13 protein-coding genes and 1 pseudogene are annotated in these 13,105 nt (G+C 70.2%); 5 read left to right on the plus strand and 9 right to left on the minus strand.

Annotated elements, in window-relative coordinates:
• Positions 1–75: 75 nt before the first annotated feature.
• Complete coding sequence (locus tag ABZT14_RS08790; RefSeq protein ID WP_356298772.1) at positions 76–936, plus strand: hypothetical protein; 861 nt, start codon at positions 76–78, stop codon at positions 934–936.
• 62 nt (positions 937–998) lie between these two features.
• Here ABZT14_RS08790 and glnA read toward each other — a convergent pair whose 3' ends face one another.
• Entirely contained in the window at positions 999–2,414 is a 1,416-nt protein-coding gene (gene glnA, locus ABZT14_RS08795) for a type I glutamate--ammonia ligase (protein ID WP_356298774.1), read from the minus strand.
• Positions 2,415–2,642: 228 nt separating this feature from the next.
• Here glnA and ABZT14_RS08800 point away from each other — a divergent pair, with 228 nt between their 5' ends.
• The gene (locus ABZT14_RS08800; protein WP_356298776.1) at positions 2,643–3,110 is read left to right on the plus strand and encodes an RDD family protein; all 468 of its coding nucleotides are present in this window, start codon (positions 2,643–2,645) and stop codon (positions 3,108–3,110) included.
• 182 nt (positions 3,111–3,292) lie between these two features.
• On the opposite strand, the gene ABZT14_RS08805 is transcribed toward ABZT14_RS08800, so the two are convergent.
• The 3 genes from ABZT14_RS08805 to ABZT14_RS08815 form a co-directional block, all read right to left on the minus strand.
• A complete protein-coding gene (locus ABZT14_RS08805; RefSeq protein WP_356298777.1) occupies positions 3,293–3,499 on the minus strand; it encodes a DUF397 domain-containing protein in 207 nt (68 codons plus the stop codon).
• 124 nt (positions 3,500–3,623) lie between these two features.
• Positions 3,624–3,818: a DUF397 domain-containing protein gene (locus tag ABZT14_RS08810; RefSeq protein ID WP_356298779.1), complete on the minus strand. Its 195-nt coding sequence runs from the start codon at positions 3,816–3,818 to the stop codon at positions 3,624–3,626.
• A gap of 176 nt (positions 3,819–3,994) precedes the next feature.
• Positions 3,995–5,182 (minus strand): helix-turn-helix transcriptional regulator, encoded by a 1,188-nt coding sequence (locus ABZT14_RS08815; protein ID WP_356298781.1) that lies wholly within the window; start codon positions 5,180–5,182, stop codon positions 3,995–3,997.
• A 535-nt stretch (positions 5,183–5,717) separates the two neighbouring features.
• Between ABZT14_RS08815 and ABZT14_RS08820 the strand changes: the two genes are divergently transcribed.
• Complete coding sequence (locus ABZT14_RS08820; protein WP_356298783.1) at positions 5,718–6,308, plus strand: hypothetical protein; 591 nt, start codon at positions 5,718–5,720, stop codon at positions 6,306–6,308.
• A gap of 424 nt (positions 6,309–6,732) precedes the next feature.
• Here ABZT14_RS08820 and ABZT14_RS08825 read toward each other — a convergent pair whose 3' ends face one another.
• The 4 genes from ABZT14_RS08825 to lipB form a co-directional block, all read right to left on the minus strand.
• On the minus strand, positions 6,733–7,425 hold the full coding sequence (locus tag ABZT14_RS08825) for a DUF4191 domain-containing protein (protein ID WP_356298785.1): 693 nt from the start codon (positions 7,423–7,425) through the stop codon (positions 6,733–6,735).
• A gap of 112 nt (positions 7,426–7,537) precedes the next feature.
• Positions 7,538–7,717, minus strand: coding sequence for a hypothetical protein (locus tag ABZT14_RS08830; protein WP_356298787.1), 180 nt, complete (start codon positions 7,715–7,717; stop codon positions 7,538–7,540).
• A gap of 219 nt (positions 7,718–7,936) precedes the next feature.
• Positions 7,937–8,899 (minus strand): lipoyl synthase, encoded by a 963-nt coding sequence (lipA, locus tag ABZT14_RS08835; protein ID WP_356298789.1) that lies wholly within the window; start codon positions 8,897–8,899, stop codon positions 7,937–7,939.
• A gap of 142 nt (positions 8,900–9,041) precedes the next feature.
• On the minus strand, positions 9,042–9,857 hold the full coding sequence (gene lipB / locus ABZT14_RS08840; RefSeq protein WP_356298791.1) for a lipoyl(octanoyl) transferase LipB: 816 nt from the start codon (positions 9,855–9,857) through the stop codon (positions 9,042–9,044).
• A 230-nt stretch (positions 9,858–10,087) separates the two neighbouring features.
• Between lipB and ABZT14_RS08845 the strand changes: the two genes are divergently transcribed.
• Both ABZT14_RS08845 and ABZT14_RS08850 read left to right on the plus strand, forming a co-directional pair.
• Positions 10,088–11,617, plus strand: a complete 1,530-nt coding sequence (locus ABZT14_RS08845; protein WP_356298793.1) for a regulator — start codon at positions 10,088–10,090, stop codon at positions 11,615–11,617.
• A 317-nt stretch (positions 11,618–11,934) separates the two neighbouring features.
• Positions 11,935–12,474 carry a GNAT family N-acetyltransferase gene (locus ABZT14_RS08850; protein WP_356298795.1) on the plus strand — a complete coding sequence of 180 codons (540 nt, stop codon included), beginning with the start codon at positions 11,935–11,937 and terminating at the stop codon, positions 12,472–12,474.
• Here ABZT14_RS08850 and ABZT14_RS08855 read toward each other — a convergent pair.
• Positions 12,432–12,665 (minus strand): annotated as a pseudogene (locus ABZT14_RS08855) (IS110 family transposase); the annotation flags it as partial. The gene ABZT14_RS08850 and the pseudogene ABZT14_RS08855 sit on opposite strands and share 43 nt — an antisense overlap.
• Positions 12,666–13,105: the final 440 nt, after the last annotated feature.

Consider the following 13,105-nt stretch of genomic DNA (forward strand, 5'->3'; position numbering starts at 1 on the left):
TCTGGTCCTCACAAGGAACTGATTGAAGCCCTGCAGGAACTGCACCGAGCCACAGGCCGGTTGAGCTTCCGGAAGGTGAGCGAACTCATCGGTCGCCGGGAGGAGCGCTTATCAGCTGCGAGTCATGAGACCGTTCGCTCCGCGATCAACGGGTTACGCGTGCCGCGTTGGGAGACCGTCCACGACATCGTCCTGGTGCTGGCGGGCCAGTGCGGACCACCCCGCGACGAGAAGTCGGAGACAGCCAGGTTCCTGCCGCTGTGGCGGGCGATCGGTGAAGGGGAGTCCGGAGCCCTGAAGTCGTTCCAGGAACTGCTCAACGGAGGCTGGGGAGGTGAGGATGGCCAGTGGACTCCGGAACTGGTCATGGGAATGCTGATCAACCCCTTCAGCGCCATCGAAATCCACCCCTCGCTGGCCGCACCGCACGAACCACTGATCTCGGAGGATGACTGGGTTCACGGGATGCTGCGGCTCATCGAGGAGCAGGGAGTCGAACACGCACTACGGGTTCTGCTGCACCTGCTGAAGGGCGACTACGTCGGGGCGAACGAGGGCTCACCGTATGGCTACCGCAACCCCGACCGGGAGGCGTTGGAGGCGCACGCGGCCTTCCAGTACGGCTGCCAGGAAATCCTCCGGCGCCTGAACCGTGAGCCGAACCTCCTCGCGGAGTCGATCCGCGCGATGCGTACCGACACGACAATGGACCGGGACGACAGGGCCGAGATGCTGGAGAACGAGTCCGATCCGAGCCTGATGCGCGAGGTGATGATCGTGACCCCTGACACCTGGGACGAGGTCTCAGAAGAGGCTCAGCACATGGTTTTCGGCTACCTGATCCAACAGATCAGCCCGGTACACCCGGTTGGACCTCCGGGCTCGGACCGATTCACGATCGTCTGGCGGATCCCCGAACCGCTTGTCGAGCAGTAGCCCGATCACGCCGAAGGTCGCTGCCATGAAGCAGGGCAGCGACCTTCGTACGGAATCGCGTTTTAGATGTCGAAGTACAGCTCGAACTCGTGGGGGTGGGGGCGGAGTTGGATCGGGGCGATCTCGTTGGTGCGCTTGTAGTCGATCCAGGTCTCGATGAGGTCGGAGGTGAAGACACCGCCGGCCTGGAGGTACTCGTTGTCGTCCTCCAGGGCGTCCAGGACGGCCGGGAGGGAGGTCGGGACCTGAGGGACGCCGGCGTGCTCCTCGGGGGCCAGCTCGTAGAGGTCCTTGTCGACGGGCTCGGCCGGCTCGATCTTGTTACGGATGCCGTCCAGGCCGGCCAGCAGCAGGGCGGAGAAGGCCAGGTACGGGTTGGAGGAGGGGTCCGGGGCGCGGAACTCGATGCGCTTGGCCTTGGGGTTCGCACCGGTGATCGGGATGCGGATGGCGGCGGAGCGGTTGCGCTGGCTGTAGACCAGGTTGACCGGGGCCTCGAAGCCGGGGACCAGGCGGTGGTAGGAGTTCACCGTCGGGTTGGTGAAGGCCAGCAGCGAGGGGGCGTGCCGGAGGATGCCGCCGATGTAGTAGCGGGCGGTGTCCGAGAGGCCGGCGTAGCCCTGCTCGTCGTAGAACAGGGGACTCTTGTCGGCCCACAGCGACTGGTGGACGTGCATCCCGGAGCCGTTGTCGCCGAAGATCGGCTTGGGCATGAAGGTGGCGGTCTTGCCGTTGCGCCAGGCGGTGTTCTTCACGATGTACTTGAAGAGCATCAGGTCGTCGGCGGCGGCGAGCAGGGTGTTGAACTTGTAGTTGATCTCGGCCTGCCCGGCGGTGCCCACCTCGTGGTGCTGGCGCTCGACCTGGAGGCCGGCCTTGGCCAGCTCCAGGGAGATCTCAGCGCGGAGGTCGGCGAAGTGGTCGACCGGCGGGGCGGGGAAGTAGCCGCCCTTGTAGCGGACCTTGTAGCCGCGGTTGCCGCCGTCCTCGATGGCGCCGGTGTTCCAGGCGCCGGCCTCGGAGTCGATGTAGTAGTAGCCGGCGTTGGACTTGGTCTCGAAGCGCACGTCGTCGAAGACGTAGAACTCGGCCTCGGGACCGAAGAACGCGGTGTCGGCGATGCCGGAGGAGGCGAGGTACGCCTCGGCCTTCTTGGCCACGTTCCGGGGGTCACGGCTGTACTGCTCGCCGGTGATCGGGTCGTGGATGAAGAAGTTGATGTTGAGGGTGTTGTCCTTGCGGAACGGGTCCCGGCGGGCGGTGGTCAGGTCGGGGACGAGCGCCATGTCGGACTCGTGGATGGCCTGGAAACCGCGGATGGAGGAGCCGTCGAACATGAGGTTCTCGTCCGGGTCGAAGGACTCCGCGGGAACGGTGAAGTGCTGCATCACCCCCGGCAGGTCGCAGAACCGTACGTCGACGAACTGGACGTCGTTCTCGGCGATGTACTGCTTGGCCTCGTCGGCGTTCTGGAACATCCATTCCTCCTAGACCCGCCGCGGGAGAGGACGGGGATTGCTGCTCGAAGCGCAGACCAGTGCGGTGGCGCGCTGGGGCCGACCATAGGCAGGGGGGATTTCTCAAGCATCACCCAACTGTTTCGCCGATGTTAACCGCCTCCCACCTGCTGCGCGCGGTACATCCGGGCCCCGGGGCGGCCCGATCCCGCTGTCCGCCGGAGGCCTCCCGGGCGCTACCGTGGACGGGTGAGCAACAGGGACGCACTGGGATCGTGGCTGTCGGGGCCCCGCGCCGCGGCCGAGGACATGGGCGCGGACTTCGGTTACCCGGGGGAGCGGCTGGGCCTGCCCAAGGAGGGGCCGGGGTCGGTGGCCCCGCTGGGCCGGCGCTTCGGGGCGATCTTCCTGGACTGGGGGTTGTCGGTGCTGATCGCCTACGGGCTGCTCGCCGGCCGCCAGTTCAGCTCCACCTCGAACTGGGCGCTGCTGGTGTTCCTGGTGATGAGCGTCCTCACCGTCGGGACGGTGGGCTGCACTCCCGGGAAGCGGCTGCTGGGCCTGCGGGTGGTCGCCGTGGAGGGGGGCCGGTTGCCGTTGTGGCGGGTGGCCGTCCGTACGGCGCTGCTGGGCCTGGCCATCCCGGCGCTGGTGTGGGACCGGGACAACCGGGGACTGCACGACCGGCTCTCCGGCGCGGTACAGGTGCGCGGTTGAGCGGTCCCTCGGGCCCACCCACGGCGGGTACCCGAGCGGGAGGCGCAGTCCCCCGGGCATCGGTCCCTTGGGGCCAGCTGTCCTGTGTGGCGTATCCGTTTACCGCTCGTTTGAGCGCCTGCCCCCCATGACAGGAGAGGTCTCCTCCCCGTGGGAGGGCGCTTCACCGTTGGTCGGCCTCGTCAGTCCTTGAGCTGAGCGACAAATGCCCGCCACGAGTTCACGGAGGCGGTCAGACCCGGGATCGTCACGTCCTTGCTGTCGCGGACAGGGACGACGCCCTGGGTGCTGGCGAGGTTGGTAGCGACCTCGACGCACTCGCCACCGTTGGGCTGGCTGTAGCTGGACTTACGCCAACGGGCTTTGGCGGGGCTCTGGTTCCGGTTCATGGCACTCCTCGTTCTGGTGCGGTTGTTGTGTGAGGTGGGTGCTCAGTACGGACACAACACAAACCCCGCCATCGGGGGTCGCAACTCCCTGGATGGCGGGGCACGTTGGGGTACGGGTGGGGGCTCAGTGCTTCAGGTCGGTGACAAAGGCCGACCAGGCAGCCGGGGGGAACACCACAGCGGGACCGTCGGCCATCTTCGAGTCCCGCACCGGAACATCCAGGTACCCGTCAGCGACCTCGACACACTCACCGGCGTTGCTGTCGCTGTAGGACGACTTACGCCAACGGGCTTTGGCGGGGCTTTGGTTCCGGTTCATGGCACTCCTCGTTCTGGTGCGGCTGTTGCGTGAGGTGGGTGCTCGGCGGGGGAGCGGTACAAACCCCGCCATCGGGAGTCGGAACTCCTGGATGGCGGGGCGGGTGGGGACGTACGGGGTGTGGGCGCGGCGAAGCTCTCCCTTTCCGGGCGGATACGGGAGGCCTTTCGCGCATCTCAGAATTCGTACGGGTCTTCTTCGATGCCGTCCCTGAGCTGCCGCAACAGGTCGTGCACGTCGGCGGGAACTTCTCCCGTTTCCAGACGCCGGGAGATCACGCGCTCAAGATTCGTCAAGGACGCCCGAGATGACATTTCGCTGACGGCCGGGACCAGGGTTTCTGCGGTATGCCGAGCGTCCGGCCAGGCCTTCACGGACAGGAAGCAGTCCAACAGCCATACGGACGCGGCCAGTTCGTACCCGACGTGCGCGCCGTTCTGCTCGTCGGCTGCGCGTTGCAGCACGGGAATCGCTTCGTCCCACTTTCCGACCGTGCTGAGAACCCGTCCTTGCTGCCGGTCGATCTCCCGTTCCGATACCCACCAAGCCCACTCGGGGGCGTCGGTCGGCTCGCACTCCTGCACCAGCGACCGGGCGCGGGCGAACGACTGACGAGAGCGTGAGTCCCCCGCCTGCTGGAGGCCCTGACCTTCCCGGGCGCGGAACATCGCTTCCACCCGGGGGTTCAGGTTGCCCCGGTCGATCACGGCCTGTGCGATCGACAGTTCTTCCCGTGGGCGGCCAGTCCACCCGGCGACCAGGGCCAGGTTCTGCAGCGTGAGCAACTCAATGCCCCTGTCTCCCGCCAACTGGGCCAGATACAGGGCCTCTTGGGAGAAGCGTCGGCTGTCACGTGACCGTCCCTCGTTGAAAAGGGCCCACCCGGCGATCTCGGCCAGTTCAGCGGCGGCGGCTTGAACGTCCCGCTCGTGTTCTGCCCCGAAGTCGTGTTTGCCCAAGCGCCGGTACACGGTCTTGAAGGCCCGGGCGGCGGTCTCCGCGATCGGAAGGCCGTACAACTCATTGTCGAGTGCGATGAGTCTTTGATTCAGCTCCCGGATGGTGGGGGCCAACTCGTCCGGCGCGGCTCTGTGCAGCGCCGGCAGCGCGGCAGGCGTGGGCGATGAACTCCCCATCTGGGGCGGCTTGCTCATGTCCGTAATGGAAACACCCAGCGCATGGGCCAGCGGAGCCAGCCAATCCCGGGGCGTACGCGTGCCCTTCTCGTACCGGTACACGCCTTGCTTGGTGAGCGACCCGATCGGGAGCCCCGCTGATCTGCACGCTTCACGGGCAACCCGCTCCTGCGTCCAGCCGTGCTCAACGCGCAGCCGTCTGAGGTTCTCTCCAACTACGTTGCCCATACTGCCCATTGTGGACTGCTCGGGGCTCACCTGAGGGCTACCCGAGGCGCATAGCCAATGCGCTGTACGCGTCACAGGATTGTCGCTGTACGTAAGCGCCCCGGGCTGGTCGTACGGGCTGGGGGCATGGGTGAACCGCTTTTCGGGAGGGTCGGACGATGAGTGGCCGCAGCGAGCACTTGGCGGTACTCGACATCGTCCGGGAAGCCCCACACCCATCGTCCAGGTCCCCGTTGATGTGCACGGGCGAAGGTGAAGGAACGCGCGCCAGCCACGCCATCGGCCGGTTCGCCAGATCGGCCGCCCTGACCGTCGTCTTCGGGGCGAGCGGACCCATCTTCCTCGCAGTGGCCACCGGCGGCCTGTGAACCGCCGCCTCTGGCGGGGCGCACTCCCTGCCAGGAAACCCCCGCCGGAGGCGGCACCCCATCCCTTTGAGAGAGAGGCACCCCCAGCATGACAGTTGCGACAGAACCGTCAACTCGCCAGCCGAACAGGGGCCGTTGACAGGAGCGGCCGACTCGGGGCGTCCGAGGTGGACGGACTGCTGTGTTCGTTCACCCGCGCCCAGCTCACCCACGAGATGGTCACCGCCGCCATCGAGGACGACGAGGGAGCCCGGAGCGTCGCGTGGGTCTCCGAGCAACTGGCGCGCGGCGCCGAACGGCTGCGGGGGACCGTACTCGCCTCGGCTGCGCACGAGGGACCGTTCCCGGAGTGCGAGTGGGCGCTGGTGACCCGGATGTGCCTCTACGCCCGCCAGGCGGTGGCCGCCGAGACCTGGCGTGACCTGGCCCGCACGGCGGAGGGCGAGCCGGTGGAATCCCTGCTGTTGCACCTGGACGACCGCGCCTGGGCGGACACGTTGGCCCTCCGGGAGGTGACAGAGGCACCGACCGCTCCGACGGTACGGGTGGTGGACGTGCCCTGGGACCGGGAGCCGGTGTGCGGGCGGGGCCAGGAGTTCTGGTCGGTGCTGTGCCGGTACGCGGGGCACCGGGTGGTCTTCCAGACGATCAGTGCCTCGCTGTACCGGTTCGGTGCCGCTCCCGCCGTACTGGCACGCCTGGGCGCCGTACCCGGAGGGATGCGTCAGGCCCTCGCCGGGCTCCGGGCCGCCCGCTGAGGGGGCTGCGATGGGGGCGCCTCGGTCGGGCGGTTCCGTACCGGTGACCATCCCCAGCGGTGGTCACCGGGGGCCTCGGCCGTTCGCCCTCGGCTTCCGGGCCGCCGCGCGGGTGGCCGTCAGGCCCCGTCGGGCCGGCCCCTCGTCGGCGGCACCCACGCGGACTCCCGCCTGGGCCAGCCCCGACTCCTCGGGGGACGCCGGCACGAGGAGTGCGGCACGCGCCGGTGCGGGCGCGCCAGGGGCCAGCCCGGCGGGGGACCGGGGCCACCGGGGCCTCGCCCGACCGGCTCCCCGGCGCCGTACGGGTGCGGGGCCGAGGCCCGGGCGCGAGATGACCCCCTCGGGTGCGCGCACGAGAAACCGGGTGGGGCGGCCTTCGGGAGAAGGCCGCCCCACCCGGTGTGGTCGGTGTGGGGTGGGGTTAGCGTCCGCCGCCCTGGCCCTTGGGGAGGCGCATTCCCTTGGGCATCGGCCCCTTGGGGATGGGCATGTTGCTCAGCAGGTCGCCCATGGCGCGGAGTCGGTCGTTGATCTGGGTGACCTCGCCGCCGGGGACCACCCGGGGCAGCTTGAGGATGGTGGTGCGCAGCTTCTTCAGCGGCACCTGTCCCTCGTCGTCGCCCACCACCAGGTCGTGCACCGGGGCGTCGGCCACCACCCGGGACATCCTGCGCTTCTCCGAGCCGAGCAGGTTGCGTACGCGGTTGGGGTTGCCCTCGGCGACCAGCACGATGCCGGCACGGCCCACGGCCCGGTGCACGACGTCCTGCTGCCGGTTCATGGCGACGGCCGGGGTGACGGTCCAGCCTCGGCCGATGTTCTCCAGCACCGCCGCGGCGGCGCCCGGCTGGCCCTCCATCTGCCCGAAGGCCGCTCGTTCGGCGCGACGGCCGAAGACGATGGCCATGGCCAGGAAGGCGCACAGGAAGCCCACGATGCCCAGGTAGATCGGGTGGCCGATCCAGAACCCGAACGCCAGGAAGGCGCCGAGGACGACCAGTCCCACACCGGCGAGGATGAGCCCGATCTTGGAGTCGGCTCGCCGCGTCATCTTGTACGTCAGAGCGATCTGCTTGAGACGCCCTGGATTCTCGGGGGTTTCCTTCCTCGCCATGACTGGAAGTTTACGTGTCCCCGTCGACAGCGGACGCCTCGGTACGGTCTCCCGCACCGAGGCGCGGTTCCGGGCCGTCACGGGGACGGGGCGGCGGCCCGGTGCGGTCGGCTCAGGCGGGGTGTTCCCGGCCCGCCCGACGGGTGCCGGTGGCCTCCAGCAGACGCTGGGTCTCCCGGCGGGAGTGGGCCCGGCGGCGGTCCTCCACCACGGAGGCCCAGGCGTTGTGGCGGGCGGTGCGCTGACCTCGGTAGAGCAGCAGACCTTCCAGGGCGCGCAGTGTGGTACGCACGACAGCTCCTCCAGGGAAGCGGTAGCGAACGAGGGTTGGTGGGGTCGCTGGTCATCCTTGACCATCTGCCGGGGTGAGTGGTGGACCCCGGTGCCACGACACGTACACCCATGGTGACCCATGAGCTGTTGCCGGCGCGTGTCCAGGACGTCAAAGGTGGGGAAAGCCACATCCGAGGCGGGGTGACGTCGCCCACGTCGGACGACGTCACCCGGTGGCTCAGGCGGCGGCGGAACCGTCGCGTGCGGCGACGGCCTGCTGGTAGAGCCGGCCGGCGCGGTACGAGGAGCGGACCAGGGGCCCGGACATCACTCCGGCGAACCCGATCTCGTCGGCCTCGTCCTTCAGCTCCACGAACTCGTGCGGCTTCACCCAGCGCTCCACCGGGTGGTGCCGGGGGGTGGGGCGCAGGTACTGGGTGATGGTGATCAGCTCGCAGCCGGCCGAGTGCAGGTCCCGCAGTGCCTGGGAGACCTCCTCGCGGGTCTCGCCCAGGCCGAGGATGAGGTTGGACTTGGTGACCAGCCCGTCCTCCCGCGCCTTGGTGATGACCTCCAGCGACCGCTCGTAGCGGAAGGCGGGGCGGATGCGCTTGAAGATGCGCGGCACCGTCTCCACGTTGTGGGCGAGGACCTGGGGGCGGGAGGAGAAGACCTCGGCCAGCTGCTCGGGGACCGCGTTGAAGTCGGGGATCAGCAGCTCCACCCCGGTGTCCGGCATCCGCTGGTGGATCTGGCGCACGGTCTCGGTGTACAGCCAGGCGCCGCCGTCGGGCAGGTCGTCCCGGGCCACGCCGGTGATGGTGGCGTACCGCAGTTCCATCTGCTCCACGGACTCGGCGACGCGGCGGGGCTCGTCGCGGTCCAGCTCGGCGGGCTTGCCGGTGTCGATCTGGCAGAAGTCACAGCGGCGGGTGCACTGTTCACCGCCGATGAGGAAGGTGGCCTCGCGGTCCTCCCAGCATTCGAAGATGTTGGGGCAGCCCGCCTCCTGGCAGACGGTGTGCAGGCCCTCCCGCTTCACCAGGCTCTGGAGGGCGTTGTACTCCGGGCCCATCTTGGCCCGGGTCTTGATCCATTCCGGCTTGCGCTCGATGGGGGTCTGCGCGTTACGGACCTCCAAGCGGAGCAATCGCCTGCCGTCAGGGTTGGCTGGCTGACCGTCGGGTGCGACAGCGGACACGTCCTGCTCCTCAGGCTTTCGATTCCTCGGCGTTCCCCAGGGTACGCCTGCGATTGTCGTGGTGGCCCCGGGCCCCGGCCCACCACTGCCACCGTGATGGTCGCAGTGGGCAGGGCCCCGCGCCAGGGGCCCGCCGGGCTGCTCAACCCTCCTGGGGCAGCGGCTCCCTCAACTCCAGGAACTGCCGCAGGTGTTTCTCCACTACGGGAAGGACATCGGTGGCCGATACATTCCGCCCCAGTTCCTCCGAGAGCGAGGTCACTCCCGCGTCCCGGATGCCGCAGGGGACGATCCGGTCGAACAGGGTGTTGTCGGGGTCGCAGTTGAGGGAGAACCCGTGCATGGTCACGCCCCGGGACACCCGTACCCCGATGGCCCCCAGCTTGCGGTCCTGGCCGCGCTGCCCGGCGTTGGAGGGGGCGTACTCGGGGCCGGCGAGCCGGCTGTCGTACTCGTCCTGGGAGCCGTCGGACATCGCGGGGGCCAGGTCCAGGGCCAGCCCGCCGAGGGCGGTGGCCGGACGTTCCTCGCCCAGCACCCACACCCCGCTGCGCCCCTCGACCCTGGTCGTCTCCAGTCCGAAGTCCGCGCAGGTGCGGATCAGGGCCTCCTCCAGCCGCCGTACGTGCTCCACCACGTCGACGGGCAGCGGGAGTTGGACGATGGGGTACCCCACCAGCTGTCCGGGCCCGTGCCAGGTGATCTTGCCGCCCCGGTCCACGTCCACGACCGGGGTGCCGTCCAGGGGGCGTTCGCTGTCCTCGGTGCGGCGCCCGGCGGTGTACACCGACTGGTGCTCCAGCAGCAGACAGGTGTCGGGCACCTCGCCCGCCAGCCGAGCCGCGTGCACCCGGCGCTGTTCCTCCCAGGCCTCCAGGTACTCCACCGCGTCGGGGCCGAAGCCCAGGTGTACGAAGTGGAGCCGGTCGCCCGGCTCCTCCCGCTGAGGCTGGTCCACTGGACGCTCCTCGCTCGTCGTTCGGCCGCTCGGCGGCCACGGAATGCGCCACCGGCCACTGTACGGCCGAGCTGGCCTCCGACGATATTCAGCCTCCGTACACACATATGGATGAATGCACCGCGCACCCGACCGGTAACACCCTCCGGCTCGTTACATTCGCGCCGTCCCCCACGATCACCAGCCAGGGCGTCAGCCGCAGTCAGCGAGGCAGGAGACCCCACGCACCGATGTCCATGGAACGAACCGGGGAGTCCGCCCCGCGCCAGCGCGTGCCCAACCGACAGCTCGCGGCCCTGATCGCCGAGGCCGGGTTCTCCCACGCGGGGCTGGCCCGCAGAGTGGACCAACTGGGCCTGGAACACGGCCTCGACCTGCGGTACGACAAGACCTCGGTCACCCGCTGGCTGCGGGGACAGCAGCCCAGGGGCGCCACCCCCGCCCTGATCGCGGAGGTGTTCAGCCGGCGCCTGGGGCGCCGCCTCACCGCCCAGGACGTCGGGCTGGACGCCTGCGCCCCGGTGTACGCGGGGCTGGAGTTCGCCGCCACCCCGGTCGAGGCGGTGGACATCGTGAGCGGACTGTGGCGCAAGGACGTCGGCGACCCCCAGGAGCTGCGGAGGATCGCCTTCACCCCGGCCGGACTGGTGGTGCCCAGCCGGGACTGGCTGATCGGACAGCCGGACGAGCAGGTGAGCCACGGGACGCGGGTGACCGCCCGGCCCGAGGAGCCCCAGCCCTCCGGCCGCCGCATCCCCCAGCAGGGGCGCGGCCCGGGGGTGCGGCCCAGGTCGGTGGCGGGGCTTCGGGGGGCGCGGCCGGAGCCCGCGCAGAACGCCAGGGAGGGCTCGGGACACCGGGTGAGCGGAGGGGACATCGCCGCCCTGAGGTCGGTGGGGGAACTGTTCCAGGCCCTGGACCGGGCGCACGGGGGCGGCCACGCCCGGCAGGCCCTGGCCCGCTACCTGGAGCACGAGGCCGAGCCCCTGCTGCGCGGGGTGTACGGGGAGCAGGTCGGCCGCCGACTGTTCGGCGCGGTGGCGGAGTTGACCCGGCTCGCGGGGTGGACCTGCTTCGACATCGCGGCCCACGGGCTGGCCCAGCGGTACTACGTACAGGCCCTGCGGCTGTCCCAGGTGGCCGGTGACCGGGCGTACGGCGGGCACGTGCTGGTGACCATGAGCCAGCAGGCCGTCTACCTCGGGCACGGACGGGAGGCCGTCCAGCTGGCCCGGGTGGCCCAGCAGGGGCTGGGAGCGCCGGCCGCCCCGCTGGTGGAGGCCCAGTTGTACGCCGCCGAGGCCCGGGCCCACGCGGTGGTGGGGGACGGCGCGGCCTGTGCCTCCGCCCTCAGCCGCGCCGAGAACGCCTGGACCGCCGCCCAGGAGGCGGGCGCCGAGCCCCCGGCCTGGGCGCGGCACTTCGACGAGGCGCGGCTGGCCGAGGAGTTCGCGCACTGCCACCGGGACCTGCGCCAGCACCGGCACGCCGCCGAACAGGCCGAGCGCGCCCTGCGGTTGGGGGACCGACGGCACGCGCGGAGCCGGGTGATGTGTCAGGTGGTGCTGGCCACCGCGCTGCTGGGGCTGGGGGAGATGGAGCAGGCCTGCGCACTGGCGGCCGAGGCGGCGGCGACCGCCAGCCAGCTGCGTTCCACCCGCGCCCACGAGTACCTCCGGCACTTCGAACGCTGTCTGGAACCCCACCAGGGCACCTCGGCCGCCCGGGGTTACCGGGAACGGGTGATGGCGCTGGGCTGACCCGTCCGACGGTTCGTGGGTCTCGCGGGTTCCGGTGGGTTCCGGTGGGGGAGGTCCGCGACCGTTCGGGCGGGGTGTCCGCGCGGGCCCCTGGGCCGGTGTCGTCCCCAACCCCCGGTGTCCGTCCCCGTGGTGGGGGACGCCCCGACGCGGCTCCGCGCCGAGCCCGCCGGCCAGCCCACACGTGCCCCGCCCTTCCGGTCGCCTCGGCCACCCACGGCGAGCCACGCCACCCTCCGAGACATCTCAGGGGGCTAAGAAGTCAAGCGGGTCCGCGAGTCTTGATCACTACTGAGCCTGCTGATTGGCTGGCCGACATGACTGATCTCGGACCGGTTGCCTGGCCGCCCGCACCCATCAAGACCGGGAGGCTCGTGCTGCGTGAGCCCGAGGTCAGAGACCGTGCGGCGTTCATCGAGCTGCACGCCTCGCCGGAGGTGCACACCTACCTCGGCGGCCCCCGGCCGCGTGACGAGCTTGAGGGCGAGATGCCCGAGGTGCCCGGGCGGCGGTCCGGGAGTTTCGTCGTCGATCTCGACGGGGTGATGATCGGCCAGATCCTGCTCAGAAGAGTAACGGAGCACGTTTGCCCCTCTGCCGTGGGGAAAGTAGATCTCGGCTACCTGTTCCTGCCGCAGGCGTGGGGATTCGGGTATGCGGCCGAAGCGTGCGCGGCGGCTCTCGGCTGGCTCGAAGACGTCCTTCCGGGTGAGCCGGTGGTGCTCGCCACTCAGACCGCCAACGTCCGTTCGATGCGCCTCGCGGCGAAGCTGGGGTTCGCCGAAGCGCAACGGTTCCGGGCCTGGGACGCCGATCAGTGGCTCGGCTTGCGGGCCCCTGTCACGCCCTCCAGTTGAGCTCGAAGGAGTGGCGCGAAGGCGCGCTGTTCGTCGAACGGCTGTCGTGTCTGGAGGCAGTGGTGGAGCTGTCCGAGGAAGCGGTTGAGTAGGTGGCGCTGGGCGGCGTTGTGCCAGTCTCCGTGTTCGCGTCGGCGTCGGTAGTGGGCGTTCGCTCCTGGTGAGGCGGTGAGGGATGAGAAGGCCCAGAGGGCCGGTGGCCGCTCGAAGAGGGCGAGTGGCCGCGTGCGTGGGACGACGCACGCTCGCCGTCCCGCGTCCCGCGCGGGCTCGCCGCCCAGCCCGCTGGCGCACGCCGGCGTTGTCCCGCATCACGATCCTCGCGGCCCTCGGTGGAGGGGGGCTCGGGCGGACGGTAGGTGGCCGATGCTGGTCTCCACGCTGGGTCGGCGGGGGCTGCCGGGACGGCCGGGGAGCCCCCGCAGGCCGCACCCCGAGTGGCGAAGGTGGCCGTGCCGGCTCGCCCCCCACCGGGAGCCCCCCCACCCAGGGACCGTTCGCCGGGGGCGCTGCCGTTCCGCTTCGTTCCCGACCGTTCGCCGGCCCACCGCGTCGTCCCGGTGGTCACGTCCAGAGGGAGGGGCGGCGTGCGGGGAGAGGCCGGGGCCGAGGTACGAGCCCGACGATGGCG

The organism is Streptomyces sp. NPDC005438 (genome assembly GCF_040606315.1).
Classification (GTDB): Bacteria; Actinomycetota; Actinomycetes; order Streptomycetales; family Streptomycetaceae; genus Streptomyces.

Excerpts from the sequence above, each read along its gene's own strand:
- ABZT14_RS08810 (WP_356298779.1), bottom strand. The coding sequence starts at position 3,818 with ATGAACCGGAACCAAAGCCCCGCCAAAGCCCGTTGGCGTAAGTCGTCC.
- ABZT14_RS08825 (WP_356298785.1), bottom strand. The coding sequence starts at position 7,425 with ATGGCGAGGAAGGAAACCCCCGAGAATCCAGGGCGTCTCAAGCAGATC.
- glnA (WP_356298774.1), bottom strand. The coding sequence starts at position 2,414 with ATGTTCCAGAACGCCGACGAGGCCAAGCAGTACATCGCCGAGAACGAC.
- ABZT14_RS08815 (WP_356298781.1), bottom strand. The coding sequence starts at position 5,182 with ATGGGCAACGTAGTTGGAGAGAACCTCAGACGGCTGCGCGTTGAGCAC.
- ABZT14_RS08850 (WP_356298795.1), top strand. The coding sequence starts at position 11,935 with ATGACTGATCTCGGACCGGTTGCCTGGCCGCCCGCACCCATCAAGACC.
- ABZT14_RS08845 (WP_356298793.1), top strand. The coding sequence starts at position 10,088 with ATGTCCATGGAACGAACCGGGGAGTCCGCCCCGCGCCAGCGCGTGCCC.
- ABZT14_RS08805 (WP_356298777.1), bottom strand. The coding sequence starts at position 3,499 with ATGAACCGGAACCAGAGCCCCGCCAAAGCCCGTTGGCGTAAGTCCAGC.